This is a genomic window from Nocardia sp. NPDC006982 (assembly GCF_042869435.1).
Lineage (GTDB): Bacteria > Actinomycetota > Actinomycetes > Mycobacteriales > Mycobacteriaceae > Nocardia.
The window spans coordinates 116,944-133,944 of the sequence record NZ_JBIAFV010000018.1; the positions used below are offsets into that span (position 1 = coordinate 116,944).

Consider the following 17,001-nt stretch of genomic DNA (forward strand, 5'->3'; position numbering starts at 1 on the left):
GTCACAGCTTCCAGGCCGCGTCCAAGCGGGCAGCGACATCGATATCGCGCACCGCGGCGATATGCGGTTTGCGGATTTCGGTGGCGAGGTAGCGCGCGACGAAGCGCCGGATCTCGTGGTCGACGCTGGCCAGGATGCGCAGTAACTGTCCGCGTTTGGTGGCGGTGGCCACATTGATGCGAACATCGCTCGGCCGCGGTTCGGCGATATCGATGACGACCCGCAGCGGCTCCGCGGTGCGGACGGTCAAGTGCAGGTGGATATTGCCGTTGATGTGGAAGCGGTGCCGGTCGACGGCGAGATCGAGCAGCAGATCGACATCGAGCGGAATGACCAGCTCGAAGGAGATGACCTCGTCGACGTACCGTTGCAGCTTCGGCTCCCCCAGTCGCACCTGCGCGGCGACCTTCGCCAATTTGGCGGGCCCGACGCCGATCGGGCCGAAATCGAAGGCGGCGCCGGTCAACTGGGCGAATGCACCCGAGATGCGCTGTTCGGAGGCCGCATATTCCAGGAAGCGCCGACCGAATTCCGCATAGCCGATGTAGGACATCTGCTCCCCCGTCGGCCCGGGCACGGCATTCGTCGACTCATCCACAAACCGGACGGTACGCGAATGTCGTTGCGTCAGATACCGAAGCGGCGATGTCGAGCGGCGTAGTCGCGCAAGGCGCGCAGGAAGTCCACCCGCCGGAATTCCGGCCAGTAGGCCTCGGTGAACCATATTTCCGAGTATGCGCTCTGCCACAGCAAAAACCCGGAAAGACGCTGCTCACCGGAGGTTCGGATGACCAAGTCGGGATCCGGCTGACCGGAGGTGTAGAGGTGCTGGCCGATGGAGTTCACGGTGATCGACTGGACCAGGTCCTCCCCGGTCTCCCCAGCCGCGATCTCCTGGCGGACCAGCTTGCGGACCGCATCCGCGATCTCCTGCCGACCGCCGTAGCCGACCGCGACATTCACGTGCACGCCGTCGCGGCCGATGGTGCGTTCGGCGGCTGTGCGCAGCCGCTTGGCGACCAGCTCCGGAAAGCCGTCGAGCGTGCCGACGATACGCACACTCCAGTTCTGTTCCGGTGCGGACAGCTCCTCGACGACATCGGTGATCACCTCGAACAGGGTCTCCAGTTCGTCGGGATCGCGCTGTAGATTCTCGGTGGACAGCAGATAGACGGTCACCATCTCGATGCCCTCGTCCGCGCACCAGCCGACCAGTTCGGCGATTTTCAGCGCGCCGACCCGATGCCCGTGGGTCACATCGGTGAAACCGTTCTCTCTGGCCCAGCGCCGATTACCATCGCACATCACCGCGACGTGCCGAGGATGTTGTTTGCCGGCCAGCTGCTTGGACAGCCGCGCCTCGTAGATGCGGTATGGCAAGCCACGCACCTGACTCGGAAGCTCCACGGCGACCAACCCTACGCCTCAGCGGCGCGATCCCGGCATCGACTGTGGTTCCGGGTACAGTGACGATACAGCACAACTTACGGTACCGTAGGTTACTGGCTAGTATCACTAGGAGGTAACTCGTGTCCGAAATGGTCGGCTCGACCGATGCGACACCGGTCGCGATCCCGGGCACGTCAACACTGCTCAAGCCGCGGATGCGGGGCTGGATCCACACCTGGGCGGTCGGCATCGCGGCAATCGCGGTGCTGGTTCTGGTCTCGAAGGCCACAAGCGTCTCGGCAACGGCACGCTGGTCCACCCTGGTCTACGGGCTGACGGTGTGCGGGTTGTTCGGCATCAGCGCCGTCTACCACCGGGTGACCTGGGCCACCACGAAGGCTCGCATCCGGATGAAACGGGCCGATCATTCGATGATCTTCCTATTCATCGCGGGCAGCTATACGCCGTTCGCATTACTGGGCCTGCCGGGACGAACGGGCCAGATACTGCTGCTGGTCGTGTGGCTCGGCGCGCTGGCCGGTGTGGCCCTGAAACTGTTGTGGCCGACCGCTCCCCGCTGGGTCGGGGTGCCGCTGTATCTGCTCCTTGGTTGGGCGATCGTGCCGGTGGCCGGGCAGCTCAATACGAATATCGGCATCGCACCGCTGATTCTGCTGCTCGTCGGCGGCCTGGTCTACAGCGGTGGCGCGATCCTCTACGCGACCAAATGGCCGAACCCGTGGCCCGCCATCTTCGGCCACCACGAGTTCTTCCACGCCGCGACGGTGCTCGCCGCCCTGTGCCACTACGCCGCGATCTGGTTGGTCGTGCTGCGCTGAGTGCATCCGGGCAGCCGGGACATCGTGGGCATGCCGAATTGCCCTTTGCGGCAATAGAGTTGGGGACGGATGCGGATCCGGAAAATGGCGGGGCGATATGACACAGCAGACGATCGAGACCGGTAGACAGCAGGCGGGGCGCGAGCGGGGTATCGGCTACCGCTGGGGCGTGGCGATGGCACAGCACCGGCGGATCGTCGTCGCGGTGTGGCTGGTGCTGATCGCCGCGTGCGCGGTCGCCTACCCACAGCTCAACGGCCGACTGGAGGCCATGGAATTCCACGCCGACAAGGCGGAATCGACGCGGATCACCGAACTGCTCGCCGCGCACTATCCCGATCTGGGAGCCGAACAGCTTGCGCTGGTCTTCGATTCGGAGCAGCGGACCGTCGACGATCCGGCCTACCGGGCGATCGTGGAGCGGGCGGTCGCGGATCTGCGCGATGTGCCCGGGGTGCGGGTCGCGGTCGGCCCGTTCCAAGGGGATCAGAAGTCGCAGATCTCGACGAGCAGGCATGCGGCGCTTGCCGTCGTCGGGATCGACGGCACGATTCCGCAGCGCGCAGAGTTGGCCGGTGAGCTGCAGGAACGTGCGGGACAGTGCTCCGGGGACGGGGTGACCGTCGGGCTCACCGGCTTCTCACCGGTGCTGCGCGACCTGATGGAAATCGAGGTGACCGATTCCGGGCAGGCCGAGGCGCTGGGCCTGCCGGTAGCGTTCGTGCTGCTCATCTTGGCGCTCGGCACGGTGGTAGCCGCATTGGTACCGGTAATGGTGGCGTTGAGCGGGCTGTTGCTCGCCTTCGGCGGACTGTTTCTGCTGTCGCATGTGATGGCGACCAGTTCGCTGCTGCTGGCCGTCGCGACCATGATCGGCACCGGCATCGGGCTCGACTATGCGATGTTCGTGGTCAGTCGGTTCCGCGAAGAGCTCGCGAAGCCGGGCGGCAGCTCCGCGGCCGGTGTGGCGCATGCCTGCGGGATCGCGATCGCCACGGCGGGTAAGACGATCGTCGCCTCGGGCTTCATCGTGATGATCTCGCTGTGCTCGCTTGTGGTGGTGCGCGCGCCGGTATTCCGCGGTATCGCGGTCGGCGTGGTGATCGCGGTCGTGGCCACGCTGATGGTGGCGCTGACGCTGCTGCCCGCGGTGCTGGCAATGCTCGGGTCGCGGGTGAATCGCGGTGCGCTGCCCGCGCGATGGCAGCCTTTGGAGACCCGGCCGGGATCGGCTGCCGATCCGGCGAGTGGGCGGTGGGCACGGTGGAGTCGGATCGTGATGGCACGGCCGGTGGTATTCGGTATCGCGGCCACGCTGGTGTTGCTGGTGGCGGCCGCGCCGCTGACCGGAATTCGCTACGGCATGGATATGGGCACGGCGGCGATGGGCGATACCGCATCCGGCAAGGCGGGCAGGGTCGCCTCGGAGAATTTCGCGCCCGGACTGCTCGCGCCGATCACGATCGTGGTGACCGGTGCCGGTGATACGCCGCTGAACGCCGCGGCGACCGGCGAGGTACAGAACTTCCTGACCGCACTCCGCTCGGATGAGCGCATCGAACAGATGCTGCCGATCCAGCGGGACGGACGGATCTTCGCGATGGTGGTCGCGAAGCCCGCATTCGATTCCGCCGAGGCCGATCAACTCGTCCGGGAGATCCGCGACCGGGCCACCGCACTGCCCGGTGACGTGCTGGTCGGCGGTGCGACGGCGGAGTTCGCGGATATGTCCGACGAGATCACGGGGAAACTGCCACTGGTCGTCGCGCTGGTTCTATGCTGCTCGTTCGTGTTCCTCATTGCTGCCTTCCGCAGCATCGCGCTACCGATCAAGGCGATAGTGATGAATCTGCTGGCCACCGGCGCAGCCCTGGGCATCACCGTGGCGGTGTTCCAGTGGGGCGTCGGCGAGTCGCTGCTCGGGTTCCACAGCACCGGGTTCATCCAGGTATTCCTGCCGACCATGGTCTTCGCGATTCTGTTCGGGCTGTCGATGGACTACGAGGTGTTCCTGATCCGCCGGATCAAGGAGTTCTGGGAGAACTCCGCGCGCACCGCGGCCGATAACGAATACGCCGTGGCGGCCGGGCTCCAGCACACGGCCCGCCCTATCGGTGCGGCGGCGGCAATCATGGTGGTGATCTTCGGTAGCTTCCTGACCGCAAGCGTGCTCGAGCTCAAGGAGGTCGGGCTGGCGCTGGCAGTGGCCGTAGCGATCGATGCGGCACTCGTGCGGTTGGTCTTGGTGCCCGCGCTGATGAAACTGTTCGGAACCTGGAACTGGTGGCTTCCCGGTTCGGGGTCACCCGTGCGCGTCCGGGTTTCGGTGCGCCCGCAGGCGCAGGCGGGCTCCGCTTCGGATGTCAGGGCACCGTGATCACCAAGCTGGTTGTTTGGGCGCTGAAGGCGCGGTGGGGGTTGGCGGCGGTGGTGATCGCGGCGAATCTCGGTGGCCTCGGGGTGATCGTGACCGAGCTGTGGCTCAGCGGATTTTTCGGCCGGATCGGGGATGACTGGCGGCGCACCATCGGGCTGGCGTCGATCTATCCGGTGGTGGGGTTCCTGGCCGGGGTCGGGCTCGCCGTGCGCGATCGGACTGTGTATTTCGGGTGGCTGGATGACGGGCGCAAACCGACCGTCGACGAGGCGCGACGACTGCTGCGCCTACCGATCGCGATCACCACCCGAGCGCTGGCGATATGGCTGCCCGGCGTCATCGTGGCGGCCTCGATGCTCTCGCATCTGTCCGAGCACAACAGTGCGGCGGTGACCACGGCCCTGTTCACCCTCGGCGCGCTGCAATCGGCCGGATTCACCTTCCTGATCGTCGACCGGCTGATCCGCCCGACCATTCCGGTGGTGTCGGGGGTGCTCGGCCCGACCGCGCACTGGAGTTCCTCGGTGCTGATGCGGGTCGTGATGACCTGGGCGGTGGCGGGTGCGATGCCGCTGCTCATGCTGATCACGGTGCTCGCCGATCCGGCCTCCGGGGCACCGGACCGCGTCCGCGCCGCCATCTACCTCTCCATTGTCGGCATCGGATCCGGTGTGCTGGCGACCGCGATCCTGGCCCGTTCGGTCGCGACGCCGATGCGCACGCTGCGCCGGGCGCTCGATCGGATCACCAAGGGCGAGTTCGATGTTCGGGTTCCCGTCGGCAGCACCAGCGAGATCGGGCGGCTGGAGAATTCGGTCAATGAACTCGCCGCCAATCTGTGTGAGCGTGAGCGGATGCGGGTTGTCTTCGGCCGCCACGTCGGCACGGAAGTCGCCGAGCGGGCATTGGCGGGCGGGGTCGATCTGACCGGCGATGTGCGCGAGGTGTCGGCGCTGTTCGTCGATGTCACCGGATCCGTCGAGCTGTCCAGCGGTCTGACGCCGCACGATTTCGTGGCCAAGCTCAATCGACTGCTCGCGATCGTGGTTGCGGCGACCGAGGAGAACAACGGCCTGGTCAACAAGTTCGAGGGCGATGCGGCGCTGTGCATCTTCGGTGCGCCGATCGCATTGCGCGACAATGCGACACCTGCGCTGCGGGCCGCGCGGCGCATTCGCGACGAGGTCACGGCCACCGGCGAACTCGATATCGGCATCGGCGTCGCGCGTGGGCGGGTGTTCGCCGGTGATATCGGCTCCGATACGCGGTTGGAGTACACGGTGATCGGCGATGCGGTCAATGAGGCCGCCCGGCTGACCACCGAGGCGAAGGAAGTACCGCGCCGAATCCTGGTGAGCGGTGCGATTATCGAGGCGGCGGCCGAGCACGAGCGCGCCAAATGGGTTCTCTATGACAACATTCTGCTGCGTGGAATGCCCGAGCCCACCGCCTGCTGGACCGACCTGGAGGCCGCCCCGACTTCCAACGGGATGGAACCCGATACCGATGCTGCCGCCGTCAGCGCGATCGCCGAAGTACGAACGGCGACAACCGAATCCCCGTCACATAAGCACTGAGCGCCGGAGCGCGGTGCCTCGGCCGGATTCAGAGCGATCAGCCGGTCAGGGGTGACGATCGAATCCCTTCGCAAATTCGCTGATCGCCGTCTCGCGGTGCCTTCAGCCGGATGCAGAACAACCAGTCCCTCAGCGCGACGATCGAATCCGTGTCCCGAATCACTAATCGCCGGACCGCAGCACCTTCTGCCGGATTCAGAGCAGCCAGCCGGTCAGCGCGACAACCTCCGCGGCGATATCGGATACCTCGCGCCCATCGGTGCCGACCCGATGCACCCAATCCGGGGCCTCGGCATCCAGTTTCGCCGCCATCACCCGGCCGCGCTCGACGTGCTCATCCAGCGCACTACCGATCTCCCGGCCCGCGAGCCGCTCGGTCGCAATCGCATCCGAGCAGGTCAGCAGGACCGCGGTGACCTCCGGCTGCTCCCCCATCGCCGCGACGAGTTCACCGAGCACCCCCTCGAACACACTCGCGACATTCGCGTACACCATCCGCCGATACCCGAGCGCACGGTAATTCGCCCACATCGCAGCAAGATTCCGCTCCGCAAGACCGTGCTCCCACGGCGCGGGATACGCCAGATCCAGATTGTCCCCCTCGATCAAACAATGCCGCACCCGCGCCGCCGAAAGCCGCGCATGAACCTCGAACGCCACCGTGGTCTTGCCCACCCCGGACCGACCACCGATGAACAAAGCCTGACTACGCAAGGTCACCCACCAACTCTGCCGCAACCAGCCCGCCCACCGGGGGCGCATTGCCGCATCTCGACCCCAGCTGACGCATATTCACCGATGTCCGCGCACAATGTGCATCCCGCCCGCGCAATGGAGTCTGTGCGCGGCGGGCCGCCCGCGTTCGGCATGCACCTGCGCCTGGCGAGCAATCTGCGCGCTCGGCTGGCAAACTCTGCCCGGCATGCGACAGACAACCTGCGTTCGACATGGAATCAGTGCGCTGCCTGCACCCGGCGCGGTGCAATCTGCGTGCGGCATACGACCGACGCACTGCGTGCGGCGGGCGACCTGTGCCCGGTAGGCAATCGGTGCGCAGGGAACTCGGCGCGCGGACTCGACCGCGGTTGGGTGGGCCCAACCGAGCGGGTGCGACGGGGCTAGGGGCGGTTCAGTGAGGCGCGCAGCTCGGGTGGGGTGGTTACGGGGAGGTCGCAGACGGAGCCGCGGCAGACGTAGGCGGAGGGGGCGCCGTTGACTGGGGTGCGGTCGGTCAGGAGGGGGACCGAGTTGGTGGGGGCGGCGATGATGACGGTGCCGCCGGGGGCTTCGGCGCGGGCGGTGGCGATCAAATCCGTTGCTGCGGTCGCGGTGTCGGGTAGGGCGATGGCTACTTGGAGGGGGCCGCGGAGAGCGGGTTCGGCAACGGTGAGCCATTGGCCAGCCGAGCGTGGGGCGCGGGCGAGGACTACGGCGCCGCGTTGAAGGGTCTGATCGGCCAGTTCTCGGTAGCGCAGGGCCGGTTCCGGGGCGCTGGTGGCGGCGGCGGTGAGGAGGGCTTCGGCCAAGGCGGATGCGCCTGCGGGGGTTGCGCCGTCGATGGGATCGCGGGGGCGGGCGACGAGGGTTTCGGCGTCGTCGGCGGTGTCGAACCAGCTACCGGGTGCGGTGTCGTCAGCGAAGTGTTGAATTGCCTTGTCCAACAGCAGTTGTGCGTGTTCGAGCCAGTCGAGTCCACCGGTGGCCTGGTGCAGGGCCAGCAGGCCGGTGACCAGCCAGGCGTAGTCCTCCAAGACGCCTGGCGACGTGCCGACCACGCCACCGAGCGAGGCGCGGCGCACCCGGCCGTCGACCACGTGCTCGGCTAGCAGGAAGCGGGCACAACGAGCAGCGGCTTCCACCCAATCATCTTGCCGCAGTGCGGAACCCGCCTCGGCGAGTGCGGTAATCGCCATTCCGTTCCAGGCGGTCACCACTTTGTCATCGCGGTCCGGCTGTGGACGTCGCGCACGGGCCTCGCGCAGTGTCGCGCGGGCACGTTCGAAGCGTTCGCGGGCAGTCCCGTTGCCGGACAACGCATCCGGATCGGTATACAGGGTGAGCACCGAGGTGCCCTGTTCGAAATTCCCGGCGGTTGTTACCCCGAAAACCTCTGCGGCCCAAGCACCTTCGATAGGACCGAGTTCGCCGAACAGGTCGGCGGGTGTCCATACATAAGTCGCACCTTCGACACCCGGACCGCCCGGTTCCAGGTGGGTATCGGCATCCAGCGCCGACGCGAACCCACCGTGGTCGGTGCCGAGGTCATCGAGAATGAACTGCACCGTCTCGCGAGTAACCCGGTGCGCCAATGACTCTCGCTCAGGGCTTCGGCGGGCGAGATGCGCATAGGCGCGCAGCAATTGCGCATTGTCGTAGAGCATCTTCTCGAAATGCGGCACCAGCCAGGCGGCATCGACGGAGTAGCGCGCGAACCCGCCGCGCAACTGGTCGTAGATACCGCCGCGCGCCATGGCTTCGGCCGTCCGATTCACTACATCGAACGTCCCGGCATCGCCGGTGCGCTCCCAACTGCGCAGCAGCCCCTCCAACAAGGCCGATGGCGGAAACTTCGGCGCACCACCGAATCCGCCGTGTTCGGGATCTTCATCACGCAGCACCGTGACGACCGCATGATCGAGCAGTTCGGCCGAAATCGTCACACCAGCATCGGGCAGCCCGGCGGCCTGTGCCCGCAGCGCGTCGGCCACCTGCGCGGAAGCCTTGTCCACCTCGTCGCGCCGGGTATTCCAGGTATCGGTAACGGCCGTGAGCAGCTGGGTGAACGACGGCATCCCACCGCGCGGCACCTTCGGGTAGTAGGTACCGCAGTAGAACGGCTCGCCATCCGGCGTGAGGAAGCACGTCATCGGCCAGCCACCCTGACCGGTCATCGCCACCGTGGCATTCATATAGACCGCGTCCAGATCCGGACGCTCCTCACGATCCACCTTGATACACACGAAGTTGTCGTTCATCTGCGCCGCCGTCCGCTCGTCCTCGAACGACTCGTGCGCCATCACATGGCACCAAATGAGTTGTTAAGTGCCGTAGCTACCAATGGCAAGACGCATACCCAACTGACAACAGTATGGGCACGTCTCGCCTGGTAGCTTCAGCACTTGCCTCCTTCCCCCACTCCCACCAATCCACGGGATTGGAGGCGTGCTGCCGCAGGTACGGCGACGTAGCACTACCCAATCGGTTCATACCCCCACCCTACGGCCCTCGCGTCCAAGATCCGGGCCATCGTGTCGTAATGCTGCTCCAATCGGCTCGGGCGGTCCCGGAGGTGCCACCGAAGCCACTCTTCTTCCGGTGCATATTCACCAGGCTTTTCGTGCTCCGTCACGAGGTCACCGAGCCGATTGCCGAACAACATTGCGGACTCGGCCCGCCGCCCGGATCGTCGTCGGTGCCAGATGGGTAGTGCGCGGCAAGCAAGGCCCGGTCGTATTCGTTGCGCCAGGCGATTCGTTGGGCGATGGCGGCCATGAGCAGCTGTGCCCGCGACGGGATACGCGTCCCCGGTGCGAGGGTCGACCAGGTGTAGCGGTGCGGATCAGGAGCCGGTTTGTCGATCCCTGCCGCCGCCAGGGTGGCGCGCACGAATTCCATGCGGTCGGCCTGGTGATCACCGAGGGTTTTCCCGGTCCACAGTTCCGAGGTCAGTACCCGATGCTCCGCGGATGTGTGGGCCTACCCACACTCGCGGTGTGACATCGATTTGCTCTGGATGCCCATCCACGCGAGGTCACAGCCTCGAAGCACACAGCAGGCCAACAGGAATCGCGCGGGCAAACCACCATCACGTACCGCGCAACGCTCAGCGGCACGGACACTTCCGCGCATGAATCGGGACTCACCCATGATCGGGTGCCCCTCGACCGATTCGTACCAGGGCAGGCTTGAACCCGGCGTCACGGGAACGACCTCCTTTCTCCCAACGCCGATCCGCAATCTCCCTGGCACTTCCATTGGCCCCGTCCCACCAGCACGCGGCGAGCAGCCCAGCGGCCTTGGGCGACAATCTGATTCGCCGCGGCCTTGGGCGACAATCTGATTCGCCGCCGAAGGCGCGCAGCCACGCCCCCGGTGGTGCTGACCGCGGAATCGCCCACCGCCGCGCAGGCGGCCGCGGCCAGCTCGCGCACGGTCTGGTAACGATCGTTGGGATCTTTGGCCATTCCCTTGGCGATGACCGCATCGAACGCGGTCGGTACATCGTGTGTAGTCGCGCTGGGACGCGGCGGCGGGGTGTGCAGGTGATGGGCCAGCACACCCTGCATCCCCAAGGTGCTCGCAAACGGCGGCCGCCCGGTCTTCGACAGGCGATCGATGGCGAGAACGCACGACCGGCGATCGGTGGGTGGGCCACCGATCGCCGGTCTAGGGTCTGGATTTGTCATCGCGAGAGCGAGTTGCGCGGCGCTGGTACGCGATCCAGGCGAAGATCGCGGCGAGCACCAGTGGGAAATCCCCATCAAGGGCTTGAGGGCAACCACTCGAGACGAGAGAAGATCATGGGCGCGGAGGATGCGACGGTCGCGGTAGTGCTAGGGCAGAAACAAGAGCCTTGGCTAAGCCGGTGCTGGGACGTGATTTCATTCTCTGAACCCATTGCGCTATGGCTGCGATGGCCGAGAATATCGCCGTCGCACCGGCCAGCCACGCGGTATCGGTGAGTTTCGCGGTCTCGAACTCGACCTTCCGTAGCCCCGGCACTGGATATTGTCCGTTGCCCGAGGCCCATCGGATCACGAAGCCGACCTGGGTCCCGAGGTCGGTCGGAGGGCCGGAGCCGATCATGGAGCGCAGCTCCGGTCCCTTCCCGTTGAGATAGACCAGCGTGAACGCGATGAAAAGCGCCACTGCCACCGCGGAAACGGTCGTCAACCCAGCAAGGGCCTTGGTGCGCGCCCAGAGATTGATCGACGCGGCGAGGATGGTCAGGAAGATCGCGATGCTGGCGAGAATGGCCCACTTGCCGCTGAGGTTGGAGTGGGCCGGTGGATTCTTCGACCAGAGACCCACGAGCGTGGTGGTGATGTGGGTTTGGCCGAAGGCATTGCTCCAGATCGTGCCGTCGGGGCCGCCAGTGGCGAGCCACGGTTTGAACAACAGGGTGAACGTGATGATGCTCCCGATCGCGGCACACAGGTAACCCCAGTTGTCACGGAGCAGGGTCGCCAGGGGTTGCACCCCCATCCGGAGTTTGGCGAGGTCGACCCGGCGCCTCCGGGCACGGCCCGGAGAGCTTCTCGTCGAGCCTGCCTGCTGCTGCCGGTCTCGACTCGGTCGCCAAGGAGTTGGCTGCACCATCGCGCTAGTTCCTCTTCATTGGATCGATAGATGATGTGCCATCAATTGACGGCTCACTGATCATGGAAGGAGGTTGTTCCGTTGGTTTCGCCACGGACAGCGGATCCGCGATGTCCTCCAGGGACTGGCCTTCGGCGTTCACGCCGAAGAACCAGGCGACCAGACCACCGAAGATCATGAACCCGGCGCCGATGATGTACCCCACCGTGAGCGGGAACCGGTCGGGACTCGGGTTGTCGGTGCCACCTACCAGATGCCCGAAAAGGAACGGCGCTACGACCCCGCCAGCGCCCTGCGCGATGGCGAAGAAGAACGAGATGGCTTGACCGCGCAATTCCAGCGGGAAGATCTCGCTGACCGTGAGATAAGCAGAGGACGCCCCCGCCGAGGCGAAGAAGAAGATGACGCACCAGAAGAGAGTCTGGGTGGTGGCGTCGAGAATGCCCGCATTGAATGCCCACGCGGAAACGAAAAGCAGGAAACCGGAGCCCAGGTAGGTCGCGCATATCATCTTCCGGCGACCGATGTTGTCGAAGAGGGGGCCAAGTACCAATGGGCCGATCAAGTTACCGATGGCGAACGGGAAGAAATAGTATCCCGTGTGATCGGCTGGGACGTCGTAGAAATTGATCAGCACCAAACCGACGGTGAAGAAGATTGCATTGTAGAGGAATGCTTGCGTTGCCATCATCGTGAAGCCGAGAAAAGACCGGGAAGGGTAGCGGCCAAAGAAGATCCGAGCCATCTGAATATAGGAGAGCCGGTCGGTGTCGACGATGTCGAGGGCTTTGCTGTCGTCGACCGGAGGCAGTTCGACGCCTTGGCCGCGGACCTGCGCTTCGATCTCATCGACGGTGCGTTCGGCTTCGGCTGCCCGGCCGTGGGTGAGCAGCCAGCGCGGGCTTTCGGGAATGTGGCGGCGCACGAATATGATGATGAATCCGAGGACGGGTCCGATGAAGAAGCCGAGCCGCCATCCCCATTCGGTCGGAATGAATCGCTCGTTGAACAGGACCAGGCTGGCCGCCGCGCCTATTGCCGCGCCGCCCCAATAGGTCCCGTTGATCGCGATGTCCACGCGGCCTCGATACCTGGAAGGCATGATTTCGTCGATGGCCGAGTTGATCGCGGTGTATTCACCGCCGATTCCGGTGCCTGCGATGAAGCGGAACAGATACAGCGACCAGGCACTCCAAGCGAACCCGGCGAGACCACTGCCGACCAGGTAGATCGCCAGTGTGAGGATGAACAGTCGCTTTCGGCCGAGCCGGTCGGTAAGCCGGCCGAACACGAGCGCGCCGACGACTTGGCCCGCCAGATACCACGACGCCATCGCGCCGACCTGCCCGCTTGTCAGATGTAGGGTGCTGGCATGCTGCAGGGGCCCGCCCATGCTGCTGACAATCTGGATCTCTATACCGTCCAAAACCCAGGACACACCGAGACCGACGACGATGAGCCAATGGAACTTCGTCCACGGCAGCCGGTCCATTCGGGCGGGAACGAGGCTCCGGATTACTTCTTTTTGCGATGTTGTCACTTGACGATCACCCAACCTGTCGATGGAAATTAATTCGTCCACGGCCCTATATTGGTTCCAGCTAGTTGCAGATCGACATATACGGCCCTATTCTTCTGCCGTATCGCTTCCTGGCGGAGATTTTGATCGTCCGGAGTTCGGTAATATCGTTCTCCCGTTTCGGCCAGATCCCGGGAAAGCCGGTACGCAATGTACCTGCGGGTGTCTTCATCGGCTTGTGCAAACCTTTCCGGTGTTACGACACGCTGAAAATCATCGAACGTCGCATAGTTCCGTCGCACCGTATCCCGGACCAATGGATCGGTTTCCCAATCCGCATCACTGCGATTGCGCATGGGCCGGGGGCTGAGGCGGTGGAACAGTGCCGCGGATTCCGCGAATTGGGCATTGTGGGCGCTTCGCTCGGCGCCGCCGTATTGCCGGGAGTTTTCGGCCAGGTCCAAGGCGGCCGCAACTCGTTTCAGCGGGCCGTATTCCACCGGGTTGTCATCGGCGGACTGCATGGTACGGGCATGCGCCTCGGCCGCCCATCTGCGAATTTCGTTGGGAAAGCGGGCGACAGCAAGAGCACCGATGGCGTCGGCGCGGTCGGCACCGAGACTGAGGATTGTAGTCATGGCTGCCGAAGCGGCTCGCGCGTTGGTGCCGCCGAAGTCGTCCGCGGCAGCCCTGGCGGCCGCATCGTGCGCATTCTTTCCCAAGGTGAGCCGCGCCATCCAACTCCCGGCGGCCCGCGGCGGTACATTTCCTCGGAGCAATTCGTAATTCAGGTAATTCATTTCCTGCATGCGCCCGGAGTAATACGTCAACGGTGACGGGCGACGGAACATAAAGGACGCTACGGGGTTCGCGTTGAATTCGGCGATACCACGCATTGCCGTTCCCATGGCACGGCCCGGTGACAGCGAGTAGCGCAGGCCCGCCGTGCCGATGTCGGTAGCCGGCCCGCCGGTCGGTGGCCCGCCCTCGAGCACCGCACGAATCTTCTCGGTTGTCCGGCTCTGGGCACCGAGCAGGTTGAGATCGAAACGTCGCACCAGTACGAAGCCTGCGATCAGCACGACCCCGCCGACGAAGATCGTGGCGGTACCGCTGCCCGGTGCCGATTCGAAGACATCGTCCAGCACAAGGGAGTAACCGCCTAAGTACACGATGTAGCCCACCAGCGACCCGGTATCGGCTGCAATGCCGACCGCGTTGCGCACCAGAATCGTCTGAGGAAGGCCCGGTATGAAACCACCCACGGCGAAACAGAGAATGAGGAAGATCGCGCGGAAGACCGCCGACAGTGCGGCGAGGAAGATTTTGATCGAAAGATAGGACATGAACAGCAGGAGGACGGTGCCGAAAATAAGAAGTATCAGCCCGGTGCCGATCTGCCCAGGACTCGGATTCCTGATCTTGGCGTAGGCGTGGGCGTCACCGCAGTCGCGCATGCCCCGTGCGACCTGCGATTCACTGCCCGCTAGAGTTCCGGACGACCAGGCTGTACGGCATCTCGGCGAATCGTCGATGACATGACCGAAATTCCATACCTGCAGCGGATGTCGAGCGAAATTGTCGGCCACGGTGCTGCTCAGGTCGGCGACAATTGCTCCCGGGTCCGCGTTGGATTCGCCGTTGAGCCCCGCCGCGACCGAGATCCCGACGTCGCGCCCCTGGGCCAGAAGGCCGTTCGACGACAACACAGCGGCCAGCGGATGCGCCAGATAGCCGACGCCGACCACGGCTACCACCAGCATGAACACGACCTGTAGTGCAGCCTTGGCGTGGTATCCGCGGACGACGAACCAAGCCACGACGAATGCGCCGATAGACGCCGCCACGGTCAGCATGATCGGGGTCGCGATCTGGTCCCTCAGGCCGTCGGCGACCGCGTTCAACGGTTTGCTGAGCCAATCGAGCCAGTGAAAACTCACCACGAAGCCGGTCAGCCAAATCGCACTGATCACGATGACCATGTACACCGTGAAGAGCAGGCCCAACACCATCGCAAACGCCGTCTCCCGCGGGTTGAGAATGCTGCTGTCGGTCGCAAACAGGTAGTCCGACAACGGAAGTCCGGACGAGTCGCGGATATCCGTCCAGGCCAGTCCGTCGATCGCGGATAGGCTCCCGCCGCCGCCGACCGTGTCCGCGCGCCCGGCGGCGGCACCACCCGAGAGGGGCCAGATCACCAGCAGAACCAGCAAGGTGATGAGGAGGCGGACGGCGATGCGCCGGGGGCGGGTGGCGGCGGCCCAGACCCGACATCGTCCGAGTACGGCCCACGGCGACCAGCACATCGGATCCCATGCCTTGGACCAGCGAAGATGGAAGTCCGGATCAAGCCTCGGCAGATACTGTCGCATGTGGCTTCCCCTCGACCCAGCCCGGAAGGCCAGATTGCGTGTGAGTTACGTCACCGTTGCTCCACTATTAAACGTGCCGTTACTTGTTGGTGCAATGTTTCGGTCACTTTCGAGAGTGGGTCAGATGGCTGTGACAGCCTGAATGGATCCATTAGCGCCTGACCGGCAACCTCGTTGTCCCGACGTCCCGGCGCAGCACCTGCGGAATCCTCCCCGAGAACGACCGCTGCCAGCTGCCACGTCGTTGCCTGACCGACGATGCAACCCCTCTTGACATTCGAGCCGCCTATGCGCTGACATCGTTGTTGGATGCTGGACCTGCACGTCGGCATCTGGAACGAAAAACAGTTAGTCGCAGGCGATTACGCGTTTTCCGCCGATGAGAAGACCTCGATCCAGGCCCGCTGGCGGCCATGCAGTACTTGGTGGCGTAGTCGATCACCGCGCAGATCCCAGACCCCACCACCGATCGTTTCGAACTCGCTGAAGTCGGTCTGCCACACTCGATTCCGACCCATGGGCGGATCGTGGAATACCTTGCGCTGCAACATCACCCATGTCTTGCGGTCGGCGATGAACACGATCAGCGGCAGACCGAACACGATGGAGCACCCGAGCGCGATCATCGGTGCACCTCGCCGATGAGCGACCAGCGGGCGAAAGTCTCACGCGGGCAGGCGCATTCGATGTCGCACGCCCCCTGAGGGCGGTTCGGCGTTCATCCAGGCCACCGCCCAGGAGAGCCGTGCGCCGGCGCGACTCGGGGACAGTAACGCCACGTACGGGGCGCTGCGCAAGGTCGCCAGGATGGTGTCCGGGATGCGCGTCCCTGATCGACCCGAACACCATTTCCGCTACGACCCAGCGAAATCGGATGCCTACGTTGCCACCACGCTGGCATGGCTCGGTGGTCCAGCGGCGGAGTCCTACGCGCGGCACGTTCTCGCCGATCTGGCGGGGGCCGCATTCGCCCGCCCGCGCCGCATCGCGATGGCGAAACTGGACCTGGGCCTCGCGCTGGTCGCCGACACGCCCGATGAGGCAGCTGACGTTGCGCTGGCCGTGGTGACCTCGGGCAACCTGGTGCCCTCCCACTACTGGCGCGTGTCCGAGGTGGTTTCCGGTATCGAACACCGAGATGTCGCGGACGCAGCCAGGGTGCGTGAAGCGTTCCGCGACACCTACGCCGTGTAGCAACCGCAGATTCGCACAGAGGCATGATCGGCGCACTCCCGAACTTGCCAGGACAGGCAGATACAAGCCGAACGCAGCGGTACTGGCGGGACGTTCTCTTAGCACGATGTTGATGCGCAATGTGGGCTCGACAGCCGACCGCTGACACCACTCTCACGAGACAAAAATAGAATGACGAGGTGCAGCGTGCTGCAGTGACGGATCCTTCGCGGGTCGTGGTTCTCGGGTCCGGGTTCGCGGGTGTGTGGGCGGCTCTCGGGGCGGCGCGGCGACTTGACGAGCTCGGTGTGGCGGTCGGAACCGTTGAGATCACCAGATACAGCTCCTTGATCAGGCCCTGCGCGGTATCGAGTGCGACTGCCATGCCGACTCCCAGCACGAGATTAATTGCTTGCGCTAAACAACTATTGCTGTG

General features: G+C 64.8%; 13 protein-coding genes and 2 pseudogenes. 5 read left to right on the forward strand and 10 right to left on the reverse strand.

The annotated features are described in order from the left end of the window. Position 1 precedes the first annotated feature (1 nt). Both ACFYOW_RS41435 and ACFYOW_RS41440 read right to left on the reverse strand, forming a co-directional pair. The gene (locus ACFYOW_RS41435) at positions 2-598 is read right to left on the reverse strand and encodes a hypothetical protein (protein WP_387296163.1); all 597 of its coding nucleotides are present in this window, start codon (positions 596-598) and stop codon (positions 2-4) included. Positions 599-627: 29 nt separating this feature from the next. Next, the gene (locus ACFYOW_RS41440) at positions 628-1,416 is read right to left on the reverse strand and encodes an isoprenyl transferase (protein ID WP_063824599.1); all 789 of its coding nucleotides are present in this window, start codon (positions 1,414-1,416) and stop codon (positions 628-630) included. A 122-nt stretch (positions 1,417-1,538) separates the two neighbouring features. Here ACFYOW_RS41440 and ACFYOW_RS41445 point away from each other — a divergent pair, with 122 nt between their 5' ends. The 3 genes from ACFYOW_RS41445 to ACFYOW_RS41455 all read left to right on the forward strand — a co-directional run bounded on the left by ACFYOW_RS41445 (position 1,539) and on the right by ACFYOW_RS41455 (position 6,182). Continuing rightward, the gene (locus ACFYOW_RS41445) at positions 1,539-2,228 is read left to right on the forward strand and encodes a hemolysin III family protein (RefSeq protein ID WP_387296279.1); all 690 of its coding nucleotides are present in this window, start codon (positions 1,539-1,541) and stop codon (positions 2,226-2,228) included. 97 nt (positions 2,229-2,325) lie between these two features. Further along, complete coding sequence (locus ACFYOW_RS41450; RefSeq protein WP_387296165.1) at positions 2,326-4,605, forward strand: MMPL family transporter; 2,280 nt, start codon at positions 2,326-2,328, stop codon at positions 4,603-4,605. Then, the gene (locus ACFYOW_RS41455) at positions 4,602-6,182 is read left to right on the forward strand and encodes an adenylate/guanylate cyclase domain-containing protein (RefSeq protein ID WP_387296167.1); all 1,581 of its coding nucleotides are present in this window, start codon (positions 4,602-4,604) and stop codon (positions 6,180-6,182) included. The genes ACFYOW_RS41450 and ACFYOW_RS41455 overlap by 4 nt, the downstream gene beginning before the upstream one ends. A gap of 195 nt (positions 6,183-6,377) precedes the next feature. Here ACFYOW_RS41455 and ACFYOW_RS41460 read toward each other — a convergent pair whose 3' ends face one another. From ACFYOW_RS41460 to ACFYOW_RS41495, 8 genes and pseudogenes are all read right to left on the reverse strand, one after another. Beyond that, positions 6,378-6,902 carry an AAA family ATPase gene (locus ACFYOW_RS41460; protein ID WP_387296169.1) on the reverse strand — a complete coding sequence of 175 codons (525 nt, stop codon included), beginning with the start codon at positions 6,900-6,902 and terminating at the stop codon, positions 6,378-6,380. Between the two features lie 398 nt (positions 6,903-7,300). Further along, a pseudogene (locus ACFYOW_RS41465) lies at positions 7,301-9,389 on the reverse strand (thioredoxin domain-containing protein). Between the two features lie 138 nt (positions 9,390-9,527). Further along, the gene (locus ACFYOW_RS41470; RefSeq protein WP_387296171.1) at positions 9,528-9,797 is read right to left on the reverse strand and encodes a hypothetical protein; all 270 of its coding nucleotides are present in this window, start codon (positions 9,795-9,797) and stop codon (positions 9,528-9,530) included. Between the two features lie 302 nt (positions 9,798-10,099). After that, complete coding sequence (locus ACFYOW_RS41475) at positions 10,100-10,588, reverse strand: hypothetical protein (RefSeq protein ID WP_387296174.1); 489 nt, start codon at positions 10,586-10,588, stop codon at positions 10,100-10,102. Positions 10,589-10,700: 112 nt separating this feature from the next. Then, on the reverse strand, positions 10,701-11,300 hold the full coding sequence (locus ACFYOW_RS41480) for a hypothetical protein (RefSeq protein ID WP_387296175.1): 600 nt from the start codon (positions 11,298-11,300) through the stop codon (positions 10,701-10,703). A gap of 205 nt (positions 11,301-11,505) precedes the next feature. Further along, positions 11,506-13,083, reverse strand: coding sequence for an MFS transporter (locus ACFYOW_RS41485; protein WP_387296179.1), 1,578 nt, complete (start codon positions 13,081-13,083; stop codon positions 11,506-11,508). Further along, on the reverse strand, positions 13,071-15,392 hold the full coding sequence (locus ACFYOW_RS41490; protein ID WP_387296180.1) for a hypothetical protein: 2,322 nt from the start codon (positions 15,390-15,392) through the stop codon (positions 13,071-13,073). Before ACFYOW_RS41490 ends, ACFYOW_RS41485 begins: the two co-directional genes overlap by 13 nt. 362 nt (positions 15,393-15,754) lie before the next feature. After that, positions 15,755-16,018: a hypothetical protein gene (locus ACFYOW_RS41495; protein ID WP_387296182.1), complete on the reverse strand. Its 264-nt coding sequence runs from the start codon at positions 16,016-16,018 to the stop codon at positions 15,755-15,757. A gap of 193 nt (positions 16,019-16,211) precedes the next feature. Between ACFYOW_RS41495 and ACFYOW_RS41500 the strand changes: the two genes are divergently transcribed. Further along, complete coding sequence (locus ACFYOW_RS41500) at positions 16,212-16,586, forward strand: hypothetical protein (protein WP_387296184.1); 375 nt, start codon at positions 16,212-16,214, stop codon at positions 16,584-16,586. A gap of 194 nt (positions 16,587-16,780) precedes the next feature. Further along, positions 16,781-16,897, forward strand: a pseudogene (locus tag ACFYOW_RS41505) (hypothetical protein); the annotation flags it as partial. Positions 16,898-17,001 lie beyond the last annotated feature (104 nt).

Bases quoted from the DNA above. Each gene is read 5' to 3' on its own strand.
- ACFYOW_RS41495 (WP_387296182.1), bottom strand. From the start codon at position 16,018: ATGATCGCGCTCGGGTGCTCCATCGTGTTCGGTCTGCCGCTGATCGTG.
- ACFYOW_RS41500 (WP_387296184.1), top strand. From the start codon at position 16,212: ATGCGCGTCCCTGATCGACCCGAACACCATTTCCGCTACGACCCAGCG.
- ACFYOW_RS41470 (WP_387296171.1), bottom strand. From the start codon at position 9,797: ATGGAATTCGTGCGCGCCACCCTGGCGGCGGCAGGGATCGACAAACCG.
- ACFYOW_RS41445 (WP_387296279.1), top strand. From the start codon at position 1,539: ATGGTCGGCTCGACCGATGCGACACCGGTCGCGATCCCGGGCACGTCA.
- ACFYOW_RS41450 (WP_387296165.1), top strand. From the start codon at position 2,326: ATGACACAGCAGACGATCGAGACCGGTAGACAGCAGGCGGGGCGCGAG.
- ACFYOW_RS41475 (WP_387296174.1), bottom strand. From the start codon at position 10,588: ATGACAAATCCAGACCCTAGACCGGCGATCGGTGGCCCACCCACCGAT.
- ACFYOW_RS41490 (WP_387296180.1), bottom strand. From the start codon at position 15,392: ATGCGACAGTATCTGCCGAGGCTTGATCCGGACTTCCATCTTCGCTGG.